The sequence below is a fragment of the Dactylosporangium sp. NPDC051485 genome, assembly GCF_040682015.1.
Lineage (GTDB): Bacteria > Actinomycetota > Actinomycetes > Mycobacteriales > Micromonosporaceae > Dactylosporangium.
Genome location: NZ_JBFAZW010000098.1, coordinates 21,839 through 39,732, shown reverse-complemented (window position 1 = coordinate 39,732; position 17,894 = coordinate 21,839). Strand labels below are relative to the sequence as shown.

General features: G+C 73.4%; 16 protein-coding genes. 9 read left to right on the top strand and 7 right to left on the bottom strand.

What is annotated here, in order from left to right; all coding sequences use genetic code 11:
* Positions 1-591: 591 nt before the first annotated feature.
* Positions 592-1,179 carry a GIY-YIG nuclease family protein gene (locus AB0M46_RS39495; RefSeq protein ID WP_363344917.1) on the top strand — a complete coding sequence of 196 codons (588 nt, stop codon included), beginning with the start codon at positions 592-594 and terminating at the stop codon, positions 1,177-1,179.
* A gap of 101 nt (positions 1,180-1,280) precedes the next feature.
* On the opposite strand, the gene AB0M46_RS39490 is transcribed toward AB0M46_RS39495, so the two are convergent.
* Complete coding sequence (locus AB0M46_RS39490; RefSeq protein ID WP_363344915.1) at positions 1,281-1,922, bottom strand: hypothetical protein; 642 nt, start codon at positions 1,920-1,922, stop codon at positions 1,281-1,283.
* A gap of 77 nt (positions 1,923-1,999) precedes the next feature.
* On the bottom strand, positions 2,000-2,197 hold the full coding sequence (locus AB0M46_RS39485) for a hypothetical protein (RefSeq protein ID WP_363344913.1): 198 nt from the start codon (positions 2,195-2,197) through the stop codon (positions 2,000-2,002).
* A gap of 241 nt (positions 2,198-2,438) precedes the next feature.
* On the opposite strand from AB0M46_RS39485, the gene AB0M46_RS39480 reads away from it, so the two are divergent.
* Complete coding sequence (locus AB0M46_RS39480; RefSeq protein WP_363344911.1) at positions 2,439-4,253, top strand: hypothetical protein; 1,815 nt, start codon at positions 2,439-2,441, stop codon at positions 4,251-4,253.
* A 566-nt stretch (positions 4,254-4,819) separates the two neighbouring features.
* Here the strand turns inward: AB0M46_RS39480 and AB0M46_RS39475 are convergent.
* The gene (locus AB0M46_RS39475; protein WP_363344909.1) at positions 4,820-6,019 is read right to left on the bottom strand and encodes a serine hydrolase domain-containing protein; all 1,200 of its coding nucleotides are present in this window, start codon (positions 6,017-6,019) and stop codon (positions 4,820-4,822) included.
* A gap of 142 nt (positions 6,020-6,161) precedes the next feature.
* Here AB0M46_RS39475 and AB0M46_RS39470 point away from each other — a divergent pair, with 142 nt between their 5' ends.
* Genes AB0M46_RS39470 through AB0M46_RS39460 form a run of 3 tightly spaced genes read left to right on the top strand, consistent with a single transcriptional unit; the run spans position 6,162 to position 8,129 of the window.
* Complete coding sequence (locus AB0M46_RS39470) at positions 6,162-7,313, top strand: histidine kinase dimerization/phosphoacceptor domain-containing protein (RefSeq protein ID WP_363344907.1); 1,152 nt, start codon at positions 6,162-6,164, stop codon at positions 7,311-7,313.
* Positions 7,198-7,464 carry a hypothetical protein gene (locus AB0M46_RS39465; protein ID WP_363344918.1) on the top strand — a complete coding sequence of 89 codons (267 nt, stop codon included), beginning with the start codon at positions 7,198-7,200 and terminating at the stop codon, positions 7,462-7,464. Before AB0M46_RS39470 ends, AB0M46_RS39465 begins: the two co-directional genes overlap by 116 nt.
* Positions 7,461-8,129 carry a response regulator transcription factor gene (locus AB0M46_RS39460; RefSeq protein WP_363344905.1) on the top strand — a complete coding sequence of 223 codons (669 nt, stop codon included), beginning with the start codon at positions 7,461-7,463 and terminating at the stop codon, positions 8,127-8,129. The genes AB0M46_RS39465 and AB0M46_RS39460 overlap by 4 nt, the downstream gene beginning before the upstream one ends.
* Positions 8,130-8,133: 4 nt before the next feature.
* Here AB0M46_RS39460 and AB0M46_RS39455 read toward each other — a convergent pair whose 3' ends face one another.
* The 3 genes from AB0M46_RS39455 to AB0M46_RS39445 form a co-directional block, all read right to left on the bottom strand.
* A complete protein-coding gene (locus AB0M46_RS39455; protein ID WP_363344903.1) occupies positions 8,134-9,186 on the bottom strand; it encodes a TetR/AcrR family transcriptional regulator in 1,053 nt (350 codons plus the stop codon).
* A gap of 119 nt (positions 9,187-9,305) precedes the next feature.
* Complete coding sequence (locus AB0M46_RS39450; RefSeq protein WP_363344901.1) at positions 9,306-11,180, bottom strand: Hsp70 family protein; 1,875 nt, start codon at positions 11,178-11,180, stop codon at positions 9,306-9,308.
* A gap of 60 nt (positions 11,181-11,240) precedes the next feature.
* Positions 11,241-12,248 (bottom strand): beta-eliminating lyase-related protein, encoded by a 1,008-nt coding sequence (locus AB0M46_RS39445; protein ID WP_363344899.1) that lies wholly within the window; start codon positions 12,246-12,248, stop codon positions 11,241-11,243.
* A gap of 56 nt (positions 12,249-12,304) precedes the next feature.
* Between AB0M46_RS39445 and AB0M46_RS39440 the strand changes: the two genes are divergently transcribed.
* From AB0M46_RS39440 to AB0M46_RS39430, 3 genes are all read left to right on the top strand, one after another.
* A complete protein-coding gene (locus tag AB0M46_RS39440) occupies positions 12,305-13,573 on the top strand; it encodes a DUF2314 domain-containing protein (RefSeq protein ID WP_363344897.1) in 1,269 nt (422 codons plus the stop codon).
* A gap of 37 nt (positions 13,574-13,610) precedes the next feature.
* Positions 13,611-15,677, top strand: a complete 2,067-nt coding sequence (locus AB0M46_RS39435; protein WP_363344895.1) for a methyl-accepting chemotaxis protein — start codon at positions 13,611-13,613, stop codon at positions 15,675-15,677.
* Between the two features lie 67 nt (positions 15,678-15,744).
* On the top strand, positions 15,745-16,209 hold the full coding sequence (locus tag AB0M46_RS39430) for a GNAT family N-acetyltransferase (protein ID WP_363344893.1): 465 nt from the start codon (positions 15,745-15,747) through the stop codon (positions 16,207-16,209).
* Here the strand turns inward: AB0M46_RS39430 and AB0M46_RS39425 are convergent.
* On the bottom strand, positions 16,206-16,619 hold the full coding sequence (locus AB0M46_RS39425) for a DUF1801 domain-containing protein (RefSeq protein ID WP_363344891.1): 414 nt from the start codon (positions 16,617-16,619) through the stop codon (positions 16,206-16,208). The two genes, AB0M46_RS39430 and AB0M46_RS39425, sit on opposite strands and share 4 nt — an antisense overlap.
* Before the next feature lie 144 nt (positions 16,620-16,763).
* On the opposite strand from AB0M46_RS39425, the gene AB0M46_RS39420 reads away from it, so the two are divergent.
* Positions 16,764-17,720 carry an anti-sigma factor RsbA family regulatory protein gene (locus tag AB0M46_RS39420; RefSeq protein WP_363344889.1) on the top strand — a complete coding sequence of 319 codons (957 nt, stop codon included), beginning with the start codon at positions 16,764-16,766 and terminating at the stop codon, positions 17,718-17,720.
* The last annotated feature ends 174 nt before the right edge of the window (positions 17,721-17,894 follow it).

Genomic DNA, 17,894 nt, shown 5'->3' with positions numbered 1-17,894 from the left:
CTGATCGGCTCGCACCGACGCGGCACCTCCGGCGTCTGGCCCGAATGAGCACGATCCGTCTCGACGCCTCCGGGCCGTTCCATCACGATGCTGCGGATCGAGCCCAGTCAACGTCACCGCGGCCTGGCGACCGCGCTCAAGCGCCGTGCACCGCTCGCCGCGAGGCAAGCCGGCTACGCCGTTGAAGGCAGGGAGGGGTCGAGCGAGGCGCGCGGCCCCTCCCTGCGCAGGTCTCGGCCTGATGGATTTCGGCATCGCCGGACTCACAAGCGTTGTTCTCTCACAAACGCATCACGGGCCGCTGGGGGCACCAGCGGCGTTCACAACACCATCCACAAGACTGGCGCCACCCTCACAGCCGCTGGAACGATCCGACGCCGTCCTAGGCTCGCCGGCCGGCCGAGCACCGATCGACCACGCCTCCCGTGACGAATACCTTGGTACACACTCATGCCGCCGATAGTGCGCGGCCTGCTGATCGGTCTGTCAGTATCCACGGCCGTCGATCGTGGCGTTGCCGGATCTTGCGTGGAGCATTCGGTGTCCTTGCCACTCGGCCACGATCGGTCCGGGACGCCTAGCATGGTCTCGATGGCCACTCCCGGAACGCGACCCGACGACGTCCCAACCGACCGAGCCAGGGTCGAGGAGGCCCTGTGGCTGCTCTCCGGCGTGCCGGTCGGACTCGGTGTCGCCGTCAAGAGACTCAGCCGTGGCGGCGGTGTCTACGCCTGGTGGGCTGCTCCTTCGATCTTTCCCGACCTCCCCGGGCCGCCGAATCGGAGCGTCCCGTCGCTACGGCTGCTGTATCTCGGACGGGCGACCAGCCTGCGGGGCCGGATCCTGCGCAATCATCTGCGGCGTTCGGGCAGCTCGACGCTGCGGCGTACGTTGGCCGGGCTTCTTGTGTCCGAGGGCTACCGGACGACCTGGACCGATCGTGTTGTCCTGGTCTCTGAGGATGAGGCGCGGCTGACCGCGTGGATGTACGCGCACCTGCACTTGACCTGGGCGGAGGACGCGGAGCCGGCAACCATCGAGGCCGAACTTGTCCGGAGTCTGCACCCGCCGCTCAACGTACACGGCGTCGACCCCGAGCACATCCAGGCGGCCGTGGTCGCCGCCAAGAACTCGTACAACACCAGCAGCCGCCCGGCCGAGCCCTTGCGAACGCCGTAACCGGATGCCCGGCATACGCACGGGCACCACCCGCGACGAGGTCGTGGCATCATGATGTTCTAGCCGTAGACGGTCGCCGCGCCACCGGGTCGGCGGCGGCGTTAGGTCCAGAACGGCGCGGCGTGCTGCGCCGCGCGGACGACGACGCTTCCATCGATGGTTACGCAGGTCTGGCCGATGCCTATGTTCCGCCACTCGACGACGAGCTCGAAGACGACCGGTGGCGGGAGGGGCCAGAGCCAGAGCCGCTGATGGCAGCGATAGTTCTGCTCGTTGCTGGAACAGTCGCTGCCGGCCTCGACGAGCATGGGGCGTTCGGGCTTGTCGGCGGGATGGGCCCAGCCCCGAAGCGGATGCTCGACGGTCGTGGCTCTCGAGCCGTCAGGAAAACGGACGCCGAACTTCAAGCCTTCTTCGGTCGTCGTGGGGCCGGGCTCAGCTCCGTAGTGGCTTTCAACCACGGCTTTCCAGGCCGAGTCGTCCAGTGGTCCTCGGCGGACTGCTAGGTGCAGAGTGAGGATGCAGCCCTCGGGAAAGGCCACCACGTGCTCCAACGCGACCACTGCCCGCTCGGTCTTTGTGACGAACTGCTGGATCGGCACTGTATGGCCGAGGACATCTGTGGGTGGTGCCTGCCAGGAAGCAGCGTCCATACACGAGACCCTAGACCGGATCTGGATGACATCGTATCGAAATAGGTGATCGTTGAGGCGTACGCCGTGGAAAAGCGACCCCATGGCCATCGGCCCCATCGTTATCTCTGGTTCATCGGCGACTGAGTGCGGAAGCTAGAAGCCGCCGACCGTGCGCGCCAGTCGGCTCAGTACTGGGTGTGGATCTGCGTCACTGGATGTCCCAGGATGTCACCCGCCGCGGCAAGCTCCTCGTCGCACAGCTCCCACGCGCTCCGGGACCAATTCATGGCGCTCACCTCGAACCGCGCGAAGCCGACCGTTGCCTCGAAGCGCAGTTCGGGCAACGTGAGCGTGGTCCCGCAGCACGGGACGACCACGTTCAACTCGTCGATGGTCGGTTCGCCGGTTATCCGCCCGCCGTTTCTCGCGCGCAGCAGGTCCCAGAACCAGTCCCGGTCTGCCGTCCATGTAGCACGATTACCCGAGCAGGAGGAGATCCACCGGCGAGATCGCGGCTGGGAGGTTCTGCGCTGCGGTCAACGGCGGTCACCGTTGCACCCGGGACGACTGTGTTGGATCATGCGGCGGCGCTACCTCAGATGCCGGCCGGAAGGGGACGGGCCTGTGGGACTTTGGGCTGCGTACGTGCTGGTACCCACGGCGGCGGCGCCCGCGGATGCGAGCGACTGGGCGACCGGTACCGGCACGGTCGAGGGTTGGTCGGTCTTCGTGCGTCGCCACGCCGACCCGACGGAGCCGGCCGCTCCCTGGTCGGCGGTCCGCGGCCCGATGCTGACCGCCGTGGTCCAGGACAGTGACGTCGCGGCGCTGCTGGGCTGGTACGACGGCGAGGATTGGTTCGGGTGTTTGCTCAGCGGCTCGGAGGAGGAGGGGCCCGACGAGGCGGCGCGGGCCGGGCGGCGCCGGCTGAAGGTCGAGGCCATGCTTGCCTGGGCCGGGGCGGCCGGGCTCGCCGGCGCCGACGGCGGCCGGCTCGACGACATCCTCGCGCGGGGTTACGTCTTCGCTGAGGAGGGCCTCTTTGCCGTGCTGGCCGAGCTGGCGGTGATCGGGCCCGGGGCGGCGATCGAGCAGGTCGGCCCGGAGCCGCGCCGGGCGAGGCCGGAGCCGACCGGCGCCGAGGAGCAGCCGCCGCGGTACCCGCTGGCCATGGCTGACGGCGACGCGAGCGGTCTGCCGCGGCGGATGCAGACCGTGCACCTTGCGGCCGCGATCGACCACGCCGACCCCTCGTGGGACGCGTTCGTCGTCGCCAACGAGCTGGAGTGCTGGGGCCGGCCCGGCTGCGTGCTCGTGACCTCCCTGAACCCGATCGCGGCCGGCACGCTGGACTCCCGCGGCGGCTGGCAGACCGTGCTGGCCACCGAGCCGCCGATCGACCTGTTCCACACGTACGGGGCGCTCGGTACCGAGGACCGGCTGCCGGCGCTCGGCCCCTGGCACCTGGTGCCGCCGGAGTGCACCGACGTGACCACGGCGGTGCGGTGGGCGCGGGCGAACGTCGCAGCCGACCTGGAGCCCCCGGCACCCGATCGCGAGGCCCTGCACACGCCCGAGGCGGCGGTATGGGTCGGGGAGTCTTCCAGCGGCCCCGCGAGGCCGCGGGTCCGCCGGTGCGAGCCACGCCTCGGCTGCATCCTGTACACGTATGCCGACCTCACGCAACGGCTCGACGAGCTCGCCGGGTGGCTCGACGCGGCGCACCGGGCGCTCATCGATCCGATGCCCTCCGGCGTTCGCCGTCGCATCACGACGCAGTCGGTGCTCGGGCGCTGGTCGAACCCTACCGGCGACGCAGAACACTGGCAGCGAGCGCTCGAGCGGTTCCGCGCCGGGGAACTGCTCTACCTCGACGCCGCAGCCGATCAGCTCAGCGGGGCGGGCACGCCGTCGATGTACCGCCGCGGCAACCTCATCAGGGTCGAGTGCCGCCCGGCCCGCGTCGAGGCGGCCGGTCCGCCACCGGCCGACTGCCCGGCGAGCGTCGAGATCAGCGTCGCGCGGTCACTGCTGGACCACGTCGACGGCGGGATCGATACCGTGCGGCGGCTGGCGAGCCTCGCCGCCCCCGCCGCCGAAGCGGTCACCGGCTACGCGCACGCGGGCGGCCAGTACTGGCACGCCTCGCCGTTCGAACAGCGCACTGGCGCCCGGTGGCGCGGCGAGCGGCTGGACGCGATGAGCCGGGGCGTGCACTGGGGCAACCTGATCGGCCCCGGCCACCTGGCCGCGATCGGCGGGCTGGGCGTCCTGCAAGAACTCCACGCCCAGGGCCGGATCACCCGCCTCGAGCCGTGGCCGGGTGGCCTGTGGTGGTTCGAGGTCACCGACGACCCGTTCGAGCCCCGCATACACCACGTCGACGGCCTCGCCGGGTCGCTCGCGAGCATCATCGGTCCGGGGTTCACCCGGCCCTGACGCCATCGGCGCCGTCTGTCCGCCGCGCAATGCCTGCGGGCATGCCGTCCAGGGACGCCCGAACACCTGCCGGTACCGACACGCCGGGCGGCCCGCTTTGTCCCGGGCCCCGGCAAGGTGGTGGATCGTCCTGACTCTCGGCGATCGCGGGGACAGGTTGACCGCTCAGCCGCCGACTGAACCCGGCGGCGGTCAGCTCGCCCAGGGTGGCGTTGTTGACCACGTGTCCCAGGGCCGCTGAGTGGCGACGCGTCCGATGATTATGACCCGTTGTCCGGCGCATCGGGCGTCAGGTCGCGCTGGTACCAGGTGCCGGGCTTACCGCCGAGGTCGGCCGGGCCAACCGGGACGAACCCGGCCTTGGCCAGCACCCTCTGGGACGCGACGTTGCCACGGGACGTGGCGGCCCGCAGCGTGCGCAGCCCATGCCGCGCCGCCGCCAGTCCACCATCGCCAGCGGGCTGGCATGGAGCTTCCGCTGTGGCCCCGGTTCTGCGCCGGGGCCACAGCTCTTGGCGGGCCAGGCTGGAGAAGCCGCCTGGTGGCAGGGGACAGGGCCGGTGTTCTCAGGCCCCGGTGATCAGCAGCCGAGCCTGGGAGTCGATGCGTGAGGCGCTGCCGGCCTCGTAGTTGCAGAGGTCCACATAGACGTAACCGTCGGCGGGGTACCACTCCAGGTCGGTCGAGATGCCGATCGTGGCGCCGCCCGTGTGGCCGAGGCCCCAGTGGTCGTTGACCAGAGCCGCGCCGGGGCCGTAGCCCTCGAACAGGAACTGCGCGGGTAGGCCGGGCTTGGGCGGCAGCGGAGGCGCCGGGAACTTGGGCGTGGTCGCCAGCCAGGTGTGCACGGTGTCGAGCAACCTGCCGCCGGTCAGCGCGGTGACGAACGCCACCAGGTCGGCGGTCGTGGAGAAGGCGCCGCCGGCCCCGTTGCCGATGTACGCGTCGAGGAGGTGGTTGTCGACGCGCGCGCCGCCGGACGGCGGCGGAGCGTACGGGCGGGCGATGCGGTGGTTGGTGGCCCACTGGTCGCGGTTGTAGAAGTCGGAGCTGACCATCCCGGCCGCTCGGAAGATGTGCTGGCGGACGTAGTCGTAGTAGGTCTGGCCGGAGACGGCGGCGACGATGTAGGCCAGGGTGATGTAGCCGTTGTTGCTGTATGCGTAGCCGGCGCCGGGCGGGAACAGCAACGGTGCCGCCTGGACGAGCTTCAGCAGCTCGCGGGTCACCTCGGCCTCGCTGGTCCAGGACTGGATGACATCGCCGCTGTCGCGAACCACGTCTGCCATGCCCGCGGTGTGCGTCAGCAGTTGGTGCACGGTCACCGTGTCGGCGATCGCCGCGGGGAATCCGGTCAGGTATGCGCTCAGCTTCTCGTGGTAGGCGACCTTGCCCTGCTGCACGAGCTGGCTGATCGCGATACCGGTGAAGACCTTGGTGATCGAGCCGAGCGCGAAGATGGTGTCCGGCCGGTTGGGGATGGACAGCTCCTTGTTGGCCATGCCGTACGTGCGCGACAGTACCGGGCGGCCGTTGTGCAGCAACAGCAACGTGCCGGAGTACCCGTCTGCGGCGGCGGTCCGGGCGATGAGCTGATCCAGCGCGCCGCCGGGCAGCAGGTCCGCCGGGACGCGATCGGACCCGCGGTGGCCGGACGCGGCACCGGCGTGGGCGGACGCGGGCACCGCCAGCAGCCCGCCGGTGGCCAGCGGCACCGCGCCGAGCAGGCCCAGCACGGTGCGTCGAGAGGGTTGCAGTGTTGTCATGCCGGCAGCCTCCGGTCCCGGGCCCGCTGCCGGCATCCGTCCGGAGTCGTCATCGCGTGCTGTCGGGCGAGGGATGTGCGCCACGCCCGGGTCCGTCGTACGACAGACGCGGCCGCCCGGCGGCGGACCGTACGCTTGCCCGGTGCCAGGACAGGTCGTCACCGCGGCGCGCCGGCTGGCCAGCCGGGCCGCGCTACGCGACGCCTCGCTCGTGGCCGGCCTGCTCGCCGTGGTCGCGCTGTTCCCCGGGCCACGGCGCGCCGTGGTGCTGTGGTGGATCGCGACCGGCGTCGCCGTGATCGCGGTGGGGCTGCGCAACCGCTGGCCGGTCGCGATGCTGGCGGTCAGTACGGTCTGCGTCGCGGTACACGTGGCGCAGGGCTCGCTCATCGGCGGGTCCGACGGCGCCGTGCTGATCCTCGTGTACACCGTCGCCGCCCGCCGATCACCGGCGACGTCCAGGGCCGCGCTCGCCGGCGGCCTGCTGGTCCTGCTCTTCTGGAACGGGTACTTCGCCCTGCGCGGACGGCCGGCACCGGGAGTACCATCGATGTCCTTCCATGTCGACAACGCCGAGCCGGGCGCGGCCGCGGCGTTCGATCGGACCGCGTTGATCACCGGCGACCGGGCCGGCGGGGCAGCTCGGTGGAGCGGTCCCGCCGTGCTGGGCGGCGCGCTGGTCGCGGCGTGGGCGATCGGCTCCGGGACCCGCAGCCGCCGCGCCTACCTCGACCAGCTCGCCGCCCGGGCCCGGGACCTGCAGCGCGAACAGGACCAGCGGGCCGCCCTCGCCATGGCCGCCGAGCGCGGCCGGATCAGCCGGGAGCTGCACGACGTTGTCGCGCACGGCCTGTCCCTCATCGTGATCCAGGCGCAGGGCGGCGCGGCGGCCCTGGACGACCAGCCGGCCGAGACCCGGGCCGCGCTCGAGGCGATCGTGCGTACCGGCCGCGCGTCCCTCACCGACATGCGCCGGGTCCTCGACGCGCTGGGCGAGGTCGAGGACGCATGGCACCCGTCACCCGTCACCCGGACTCGCGCAGCTGCCCACCCTGGTCGACCAGGTGCGCCGCGCCGGCACCGGGGTACGGCTGCGCATCGACGGCGCGGCCGCGCCGCTGCCCACGCCGCTCGACCTGTCGGCGTACCGCATTGTCCAGGAAGCGCTGACCAACGTGATGAAGCACGCCGGCGCGGGTTCGTCCGCCGACGTCGTCCTGTGTTACAGAGAGACCGAGCTCGACATCGAGATCCGCAACGGCACCGTCGGCGGCCGGGCGGATGGTGGCGGTAGAGGCGGTGGCGCGGTGGTCCCCGACGGCAACGGGCTGTCCGGTATGCGGGAACGGGTCCGCCTCCTGGGGGGACGGTTCTCCGCCGGCCCCCGGCCCGACGGCGGGTTCCGAGTGTGGGCCAACCTGCCGATCGGAAACCGGCACACATGATCCGGGTGCTGCTCGCGGACGATCAGGCGCTGGTCCGTACCGGGTTCCGGCTGATCCTGGCGCAGGCGCCCGATATGGCGGTGGTCGGCGAGGCGGCCGACGGGGAGCAGGCCGCCGCCATGGCGCTCGAGCTGCGGCCGGACGTCGTGCTGATGGACGTCCGGATGCCGTCCGTCGACGGGGTCGAGGCCACCCGCCTGATCCGGGCCGGTGGGGAGGGCCCGACCCGGGTCCTGATCCTGACCACCTTCGACCTCGACGAGTACGTCTACGCCGCGCTGCGGGCCGGCGCCAGCGGCTTCCTGCTCAAGGACATCCTCGCCGCCGACCTGTTCTCCGCGATCCGGGTCGTGGCCGCCGGCGACGCGGTGGTGGCCCCCAGCGCGACCCGCCGGCTGCTCGAACGGTACGTGCCGGTGGGACCGGCATCGCGGGCCGCCGTCACCGACCCCGATGTGCTGACCGGGCGGGAACGCGAGGTGCTCACGTACATCGCCCAGGGGCTGTCCAACGCCGAGATCGCCGAGCGGCTCTACCTGTCCGAAGGCACCGTGAAGACCCACGTCAGTCGCGTGCTGACCAAGCTCAACCTGCGCGACCGGGTGCAGGCCGTGGTGTACGCGTACGAATCCGGCGTCGTGCGCGCCGGATTCGCCGGCCACTGAGGGCTCAGGGCCGTAGCGAGGCGACCGCGTGGCCGGCGCCGAAGCCCTCGGCCCGGGCGACGATGCGCCCGTCGCGGACCAGGACCGCCGTCTCCGTCGTGTCGCTGACCGAGGTCACGCCCACCGCGGCGGCCAGGGTGGCGGCCGGGTCGTGCACGAGGGCCAGGTCCGGCCAGGCGGAGGACGGGAAGGCCACCCGAAGGCAGCCCATCAGCTCGGCGACGACCAGCCGGGGCAGGTCGGCGAGCTCCTCCGGTCGGCCCGTCACCAGCACCGCCGTGATCGGGGTGTCCGGCGCCGCCGCCCGCACCGCCTCCTCCACCGAGGCCGCCCGGCCCAGGCCCAGCACCGTGACGACGCCGGAGCCGATGGCCAGCAGCGCGGCGTCCTGGATGGCGTCGTGGGCCGGCGGCGGGGACCACGGCTCGTCGCACGCGACCGCCGCCGCGGCGTGGGCCAGATGCGGCGGGTTCCAGGGCTCCTCCAGGTCCAGCCCGGCCAGCCGCTCGCAGGCGGCCACCACGGCGAACTCGTCCACGAAGCCGGGGGCTGCCACGGCCAGGCGGGCGGCGCCGTGCAGCTGGGTGAGCACCGACGCCGCCACGCCGGTGCGGCGGCCCGCGGCCGGGTGCAGGCGCTCCAGGGCCAGCCCGAGCAGCACCGCGTCGAGGTTCAGCAGTTGGGCGTACGGCACCCGGGTCAGATCGTCAGCCATGATCTCCGGCACCAGGTCGACCGCCAGGCCTTTGAAGGCGTTGGTGAACATGGGCAGCGCGCCCACCCAGGCGCGGGCGAACAGGCCGAGCGCCTCGCGGGCCGTGCGCCCGGGATCGGGGAAGGCGACGGGCTGCGCGAGTGAGTCGGCCAGCACGGCGAAGTACAGCGCGCGCTTGCCCGGGAAGTTGGAGTACACGCCGCCGCGGGTCAGGCCGGCGCGCTCGGCGATGGCGTCGATCTTCGCGTCGCGGTAGCCGCGCTCGGTGAACTCGTCGCGGGCGGCGGCCAGCACCCGGGCGCGGGTGCGTCGCTGGGTCTCCGCGCGGCTGAGTCGTTCCACTCGACGGCTCCCTTTCGAGGGCGTTGCAACGAGGTCCGGGATCAGGATACCGTCATCATCCGGATGATGTGAACATGCGAATGGGGGCGGCGATGACGTGGGAGTCGGTGCTGCGGGCGCTACGGGCGGCCCAGGCTCCACAGGCGGACCGCGCCGTCGGCGCCCGCGGAGATCAGGGTGGCGCCGTCAGGGGCGAAGGTGAGGGCGTGCACCGCCCCGTCGTGGCCGTCGAGGGTGTGCAGGTGGGCGCCGGTCGACGGGTCCCACAGCCGGATGGTGGTGTCGAGCCCGGCGCTGGCCAGTAGCGTCCCCGCCGGGTTGAACGCGACCGCGGCGGCCGGGTCGGTGTGGCCCTCCAGCACCGCGCGCGGCGCGCCCGAGGCCGTGTCCCAGAGCCTTACGGTGCGGTCGGCGCCGGCGCTGGCCAGCACCGTGCCGGCCGGGCCGCCGAACGCCACGCCGAGCACGGCGCCGCGGTGGCCGTGCAGGGCGGCACCGCCGTGGCGGGGGAGCGGGTCGCCGTGGTGCAGCGCCAGCCGGGCGCCGTCGTCGCCGGTGGCCAGGATCGCGCCGTCGGGGCTGAAGGCCAGGGCGTGGATCGGGGTGCCGCCGGCCGGGCGGTGGGTGTACGGGTGGCCGTCGGCGTCGAAGAGGTCGAACAGGCGCACGGCGCCGTCGCGGCCGCCGGCGGCGAGCAGGCGCCCGGCGGGGTGGAAGGCGAGCGCGGCCGGGCCGCCCGGGTCGGTGTCGTAGGCCCGGTGGCGGCGGCCGTCGGCGGTGTGCCACACGCGCAGCGTCCGGGTCGTCTTGCGGAGGTGCCCGCCGGCGGAGGCGAGCAGCCCGCCGTCGGGGCTGAACGCGACCGCGCGGACCGGGCCGTCGTGGTCGGTGAGGGTGTAGCGGACCTGGCCGGTGCCCAGGTCCCAGATCCGCACCTTGCGGTCCTCGCCGCCGGTGGCGAGCAGCCGGCCGTCGGGACTGACCGCGACGCCGTGCACCGCCGGGGCGCGCCGCACGATGCCGCCGGGCGAGAACGTCCGCAGCAGTGAGGGCTTGATCCGGGGCCGGGCGGCGGTGGCCGGCGCCACGACGGGCGCGGCGCCCCGCTCGCCGTACACGCTGCCGCAGGCCACCGCCACCTCCGGGTGCTCGGCGGTGACCGTCGGCATCCGCAGGACCCGGTGCAGCAGGTCGGCGAGGAGCGGGGTGCGGCTCGCCCCGCCGGTCAGGAAGACTCCGGCCACGTCCTGCGGGGTGACCCGGGCCGCGCGCAGGGTGTCGAGGGTGCGCTCGGCGGTCCGCTCCAGCAGGGGCGCGATCGCCCGCTCCAGCGCCTCGCGGGTCACGGTCAGGGTGCCCAGCGACGGGATGTACCACCGCGCGGTCGACGCCGACGAGAGCTCCTCGCGCACCGCGCGGGCGTCCTGCCACAGCCGCGCCCGGTCGAGGTGCTGCCAGGCCGGGTCGTCGGCGGTGTGGTCGCGGGCCAGCCGCACCACCGCGGCGTCCAGGTCGAGCCCGCCGGCGTCGAGGAGCCCGTCGGCGGCGGCCACCGAGAAGCCGTCGGCCGCCTGGCGCACCACGCTGACGTCGAGGGTGGCGGCGCCGAGGTCGCACACGACCAGGCAGCTGCCGATCGGGACCTGGTTGCCCAGGGCCGCGGTGAAGTACCGCGCGGCCGCCACCGGCTCGGTCAGCAGCTCGGGCTCGCCGAGGCCGGCCAGGCGGGCCGCGGCCATGAGCAGGCGGCGCCGGTCGGGCCGCCACGCCGCCGGGTGGGTCAGCACCACGGGTGGCACGCTGCCGGCCGCGCGGACCGCCTCCTGCGCCACCAGGGCCAGCGTCCTGGCCACCACCTCGGCGTCGGCCGGTTCCCGGTCACGCTCCAGCGCGGAGTCGAAGAGCTGCGGGCGGACCACGCCGTCCGGGCCGGCCAGCGCCGCGACGGTGGTGAGGGAGCCGAAGTCGATGCCGAGGCGCACCCCGAAGGTCACGGGCCCAATCTAGGAACGCCGCCGCCCGCGGGGCATCGGCCGCACGGGCGTATCGACCGATCAGCGGGTGAACGCTGCGTGAAGGACGGTCGCGAACCGGTCCACATCGACCGCCGTCGTGTCGAACGCCGTCATGAACCGGACCAGCGTGCCCGGGCCCCAGCGCGAGCCGTAGCCCTCCAGCGCGGCCAGCGCCGGCTCGGGCAGGTGGGCGAAGACGGCGTTGGTCTGCACCGGATAGGCGAGCTTCACGCCGGGCAGGGCGGACACGATGCCGGCGAGCCGGGCCGCCGTCGCGTTCGCACTGGCCGCATTGGTACGCCACAGATCCCCGTCGAGCAGGGCCACGAACTGCGCCGCCGTGAACCGCGCCTTCGCCAGCAGCTGCATGGACTGCTTCTGCAGCAGGGCCCGGTCCGCGGCCAGCCCCGGGTCGAGGAAGACCACGGCGTCGGCGGCCAGCGCGCCGTTCTTCGTGCCGCCGAAGGAGACCACGTCGGCGCCCTCGGCCAGCTCGCCCAGGCCGGTGCCGAGCGCCGCCGCCGCGTTGGCCAGGCGGGCCCCGTCGACGTGCAGCAGCAGCCCGTAGGCGTGCGCGGTCTCGGCGAGCGCCCGCAGCTCGGCGGCGCTGTACACGGTGCCGAGCTCGGTCGGCTGGGCCACCGTCACGGCCCGCGGCCGCGCCCCGTGGGGCCGGTAGGGGCTCGCCGCGAACGCGACCACCTGCGCCGGGGTGAGCCGCCCGTCCGCGGTCGGCACCGCGGTGAGCCGGGCGCCGACTAAGCGCTCCGGCGCGCCGCACTCGTCGGTGAACACGTGCGCGGAGTCGGCGCACAGCGCGGTGTCGTAGGGGCGCAGCATCGCGGCGAGGGCGATGACGTTGGCCGCCGTGCCGGTGACCGCGAAGACCGTCTCCGCGTGCTCGCCGAAGTGCCGCTTGAACAGCGCCCCGGCGTGCTCGGTCACCGGGTCCGCGCCGTAGGAGTGGGCGTGGCCGTCGTTGGCGGCGGCGAGCGCGGCCAGCACGGCCGGGTGCGCGCCGGCGTTGTTGTCGCTCACGAAGTACACCCCGAAGAATGTAACCCCGGGTCGACGGCGCGTGTGCGATGCGCCAGGATGGCGGCGTGGAGATCGTGCTCAGCGTGCCCGAGACCGTCGTGGCCACGTACGTCGTGGCGACCGATCGGCCGCCCGCCGACGCGGCCGCGGCCGCCCGCACGGTCGCCGAGGCCCTCGACCAGCCGCTTCGGGACACCGTCCTGCGGATGCTGGACGGGCCGTTCACGTCCGTGTCGACCGCCCCGGCCGGGCAGGCGCCGCCGCTGCCGCTGGACCATCTGCGCCTCTTCGGGGCCCCGCCGGCCCGGGTGCAGGCGGTGGCGTCCGCGCCGTACCTGGTCGTGTGCCAGGCCGCGTTCGGTCCCGGCTGGCCGCCCGCGCACGAGTGGTGCGCCCGCGCGCTCGCGGCCGGGCTCGCCGAGGCCACCGGCGGCGAGCTCATCGACATGTACACCCCGCAGCTGCTCGACCCCGCCGCGGCCCGGGCGTCGCTGCCCGGGGCGGCCGGCCCGGGCGCGCTGAGCAAGTGGATCGTGGTCCCGCAGTCCGCCGGGGACCGCGGGCTGTGGATGACCACCCGCGGCCTGGGCCGCTTCGGCCTGCCGGAGCTGCAGGCCGAGGACGTGCCGCCGACCCTGGCCGGGGCCTGGACGAGCGCGCTGACCGGCATCGCCCGGGCCCTGCTGGGACGCTGGGCGCGGGCCGTGGAGCACGCCCGCGGCGAGGCGTTCGTGCGCCTCGCGGCCGACCTGACCGTCACCGCCGCCGACGCGATCCTGGCGTACGGCGGCGCGCCCGGCCCCGCCGAGGAGGCCCGCGAGGCCCGGGTGCAGCTGCGCCTCGACCCTGCGGCCGACCCCGACATGGACACGCTGCTGACCGTGCTGCCGCCCGACGACTTCCCGGCCTCGGCCGGCGAGTTCTTCGCCGGGGTGAGCGCGGCGCTGTTCGGCACCCGCGGCACGAGCGTGCGTCACACGGAGTCCGGCGACGCCATGGACGCCGCGATCGCCACCGCCCGGGAGACGCTGCCGCAGGCCCGGACCCGGTTCCTCGGCGACGAGTTCGGCCCGGCGAAGCAGCACCTCATCGTCAAGCACCGGCTGCACAACGCCCAGGGCACCGAGTTCGTGTGGTCCACCGTCACGGCCTGGCCCACCCCGCGGCGCCTGCACGGCGTGTGCATGTCCGACGCGCAGATCGACCCGAGCGTCCGCACCGGCCGCCCCGTCATGGTCGAGGAGAGCGTGATCGTCGACTGGGCCGTGTGGGTCGACGGCGAAGGGATCGTCGAAGGCGGGTGGACCAACCGCGTGCTCGGCGAGCAGGATTGAGGCTCAGGTCGGGCGCTTCGGTGCCGAACAGCTCCTCGTGGGTCTCGACGCACGACGGCTGACACGCCGCCTGCTGCCGGTCGCCGCGGCGCTCGCCGGGCTGATCGCGGCGTTCCTGGTGATGCAGTGGATCACCACCGGGGCGTTCGAGCGCCTCGAGTCCCGCCAGGTGGCCCAGGACGCCGACCGCATCCGCATCGGCCTGGACGCCCAGGCCCAGCTGCTCAGCGCGTTCGGGGCGACCAACGGCGTGTGGGACAACTCGTTCAACGACGTCGCGAACGCCGACCAGGACGGCTTCGCCACGGACTTCCCGCCCGCCACCCAGCACCAGATCCTCGACGTCGACGGGTTCCTCGGGGTCGGCGCGGACGGCGCGCTGCGGGTCGGCGGCATGACCACCGACGCCGGCGCGTTCGGCCTGCCGCCGTCGCAGCTGCGGGACCCGGCGGTACTGCGCAAGCTCTTCAACCCCTCGGCCCGGGCCGGCGAGGCGACCTGCGGGGTCGTGACGGCCGACGCGTCGTACCTCTTCTGCGGCGTCCCGACCTTCCCCAGCAGCGGCGAGGGCACCCCGTCCGGTGGCATGATCATGCTCAAGCGCCTCGACGCCGAGCGGGTGGCCCGCCTGGGCAAGGCGATCGCGCTGCCGGTCGCGCTCGCCGGCTCCGGCGTGCGCCCCGGCGCCGAGGGCCAGCCGCGGCTGCACAGCGAGCTCGGCACCCTCGACATCGCCACCTCGATCGTCGGGGCCAAGCACATCGCGGTCGACGTCAGCATCCGCACCGTCAACGGGGACACGGTGGTGCTCGAGGTCGTCGCGGCCCGGCCGATCCACGCCGCGGCCAGCAGTACCGCCGTGAAGCTCTTCCTCTTCGTCGCCGCGGCCACCGTGGTCCTCGTGGTCGTGATGCTCTGGGCGGTGCGGGCCGCGCTGCGCCGCCGGGTCGGCCCGCTGCGGCGCACCACCGAGCAGATCATCACCTCCGGCGACCGGCTGCTGCGCATCCGCCCCGAGGGCAGCGACGACATCGCCGTGCTGGGCCGCACCATCGACGACATGCTCGACGCGATGCACGAGCAGGAGATCCGCATCCAGCAGGAGCGGGCCGCGAAAGAGGCCCAGCTCATGACCACGAACGTGCGCCAGCAGCTGGCGGAGCAGACGGTACGGCGCCGGGCCGGCGAGGTCATCGACGACACCAGCGGGGCCGTGCTGAGCGAGCTGCGCAACGTCATGCTGCAGGCCGACGAGGTGTTCTGCGCCGCCGACGCGATTGAGCAGCAGGCCAACGCGGCCGACCGGGTCACCCGCGGCGTGGTCGAGCGGGCCGTCGAGGCGAGCACCGTCATCGATGCGGTCACCAGCAGCCTCGGCCGCGTCGACGGCATCGCCAACCTCATCGCGGGGGTGGCCGGCCAGACCAACCTGCTCGCCCTGAACGCCACCATCGAGGCGGTCCGGGCCGGCGAGGCGGGCCGCGGCTTCAGCGTCGTGGCCGGCGAGGTGAAGAGTCTCGCCTCGAAGACGAAGGACTCCACCGACGAGATCACCGACACCGTCTCGGCGCTCAGCGCCAACACCAGCGCCATGTCCGGCGTCATCACCGACATGAGCCAGGGCGTCAACGCCGTCGGCGACGTGACCGCCCGGCTCAGCGAGGTCGCCGTGCGGCAGCGCTCCTCCGTGGAGCAGCTGGTCGGCAGCGTCCGCGAGGCGATCGCCCGCATCGAGACCCTGGCCCGGGTCACCGACCGCCTGGAGCGCCGCCGTCACAGCCGCGCCGCCGTCGAGGGCACGGCACTCGTGCGCCACCACGGCCAGGAGCTGCGGGCCGACCTGCTGGACCTCTCCGTCAGCGGCCTGCGCTGCGGCTTCCGCCCCGGCGAGCGCCCGCACATCGGCACCGACCTGGACCTGACCCTGCGCCTGGGCGGGGAGGAGCTGCACCTGCGTGGCCGCGCGGTGCGCCACATCGACTCCGACGAGTCCTCCGACGAGCTCGGCATCGAGTTCAGCGACGCGAGCCCCCAGACCATCGCCACCATCGGCGACTACATCCGCGCCCTGCTCGCCCCCGCCGGCACCGACGTCTCGGTGTGAGTCGTCACCCCGGCCGCGCACCTTTTATGGGGCGACGGGTGGAGCCCGGACCGTTAGGCTCCAGCCCGTGAGCGAGCGCGTGCGTGACGGGTACGTCCTGAGCACCGACCGGGACCGGGTGGACACGGCCGCGGTGCATCGGTGGCTGTCCGAGGAGTCCTACTGGGCGGCCGGGCGGGCCTTCGATGTCGTGGCGCGCTCGATCGAAGGCTCCACGCCGTACACCATCAGCACAGACGGCCGCCAGGTGGGCTTCGCGCGGGTGGTCACCGACGCGGCCACGTTCGCCTGGATCTGCGACGTGTTCGTGGACGCCGGCCACCGCGGGCGCGGGCTCGGGGTCTGGCTGGTCGACTCGATCGTCGAGGACTGCGCCGCCGGCGGGGTGCTGCGGCTGATGCTGGCCACCCGGGACGCGCACGAGGTGTACCGGCGCAGCGGGTTCGGGCCGCTCGCCGGGCCCCAGCGGTTCATGGAGCTCGACCGGCGCCCGACCCGCGACGCGATCCTGGCCGCGCTGCCGGATGTCTAACCAGCGGCCCGCCGGACGAGGTCGGCCAGCCGGGCCGCGTCGTCGGTGGTGAGGTCGGTCAGCGCGAAGGCGACCGGCCACATGGCGCCGTCGTCGAGGGCGGCCGAGTCCTGGAAGCCGAACGTGGAGTACCGCGTGTTGAACTTGCCCGCCGGCTGGAAGAAGCACACCACCTTGCCGTCGCGGGTGTAGGCGGGCTGGCCGTACCACAGCTTCGGGTTCAGCTGCGGCGCGGCCGTCGTGACGATCTCGTGGACGCGGGTGGCCAGGTCCCGGTCCTCGGGGTCGAACTCGGCGATCTTCTCCAGCACCGCGGCGGCGTCCTCCGCCTTCGTCGCGGCGGCCTTCTGTTCCTTGGCACGCTCCTTCATTGCGGCGCGTTCTTCTGCGGTGAATGCCTGCTTTGCCATACCCCAATGCTAAGAAACGACCGGGCCGCGGGCTTCTCGAAAACTGATCAACTTTGCCGTCGGCCGGCGGCAGGTTTCGCCGCCCGGCGGCCTGCTACGGCCCGTGTTACGGTGGCTCGGGCATGGCCTATGGATGGTGACGTGGTGAGAACGGGCCCTGCGGCTTCCTGCGACGGTCTGTTCCACGAAGCCGCCTTCTACTCCTCGGACGAAGAGTTCCTCGCGGTCGTGCTGCCGTTCCTGCTCGACGGCGTGGCCGCCGGCGAGCCGAGCGTCTCCATCTTCGGCGAGCGCAACCAGCGCCTGGTCCGAGCCGCCCTGGGCCCCGGCAGCGGGGTGACCTTCATCGACGGCGGCCACCACTACCTGCGCCCCGCCGCCGCCATCCGCCGCCACCGCGAGATGCTGGCCGCCTACGTCGCCGGCGGCGCGACCCAGATCCGCATCACGGGTGACGTGCCCCACCCCGGCGTCGGGGTGCCCTGGGAGTGGTGGGCGCGCTACGAGGCCGCCGTCAACGAGGTGTACGACGAGTTCCCGATGTACGGGTTGTGCCCGTACGACATCCGGACCGCCCCCGCCGAAGTGCTCGACGACGTGCGGCGCACGCACACGCACGTGGTCGCGGCCGACGGGCGGCGGTTGCCGAGCCCGGCGTACCTTCCCCCGCGCGACTTCCTCACCACCGCCGTGCCCTCCTGGACCGACCCCCTCGAGGCGACCCCGCCGGCCGTGTTCCTGGTCGACCCGACCCCGGCCGGCGCCCGCGCCGCCATCGCCGCGCTGCAGCCCGCCGCGGCCCTGCACGGCGACGAGTTCGACGGGCTGATGGTGAGCGTCAACGAGGCCGTCACCAACGCCATCGTCCACGGCCGCGCGCCGATGTGGCTGCGCGCCTGGACGGAGCCGGGCCGCATCATCGTCACGGTCACCGACCACGGCCGGGGCCCGGCCAGCCCGGTCGCCGGCCTGATGCCGGCCGGCGAGGGTCCCGGCGGCCTGGGCCTGTGGCTGGCCCACCAGCTGTGCGCGTACGTGTCCCTGCGCCCCGGCCCGGACGGCTTCACCATCCGCCTGATCGCGGCGGATCCCCAGCACTGACCCGCTGGTCATGGGCGCGGCGCGGTGGGATCGTGAGCCGGCCGTGGAACTTGGCCTACGATGACTCACTCGGCCTGGCGATCGCCGATGCGCGGGCCGTCACCGGTGGTGCGGATGCCCCCGTTCTTCGCATCAGCCGCGCCACCGATGGCGGAACGCGCCCCGGACGTGATC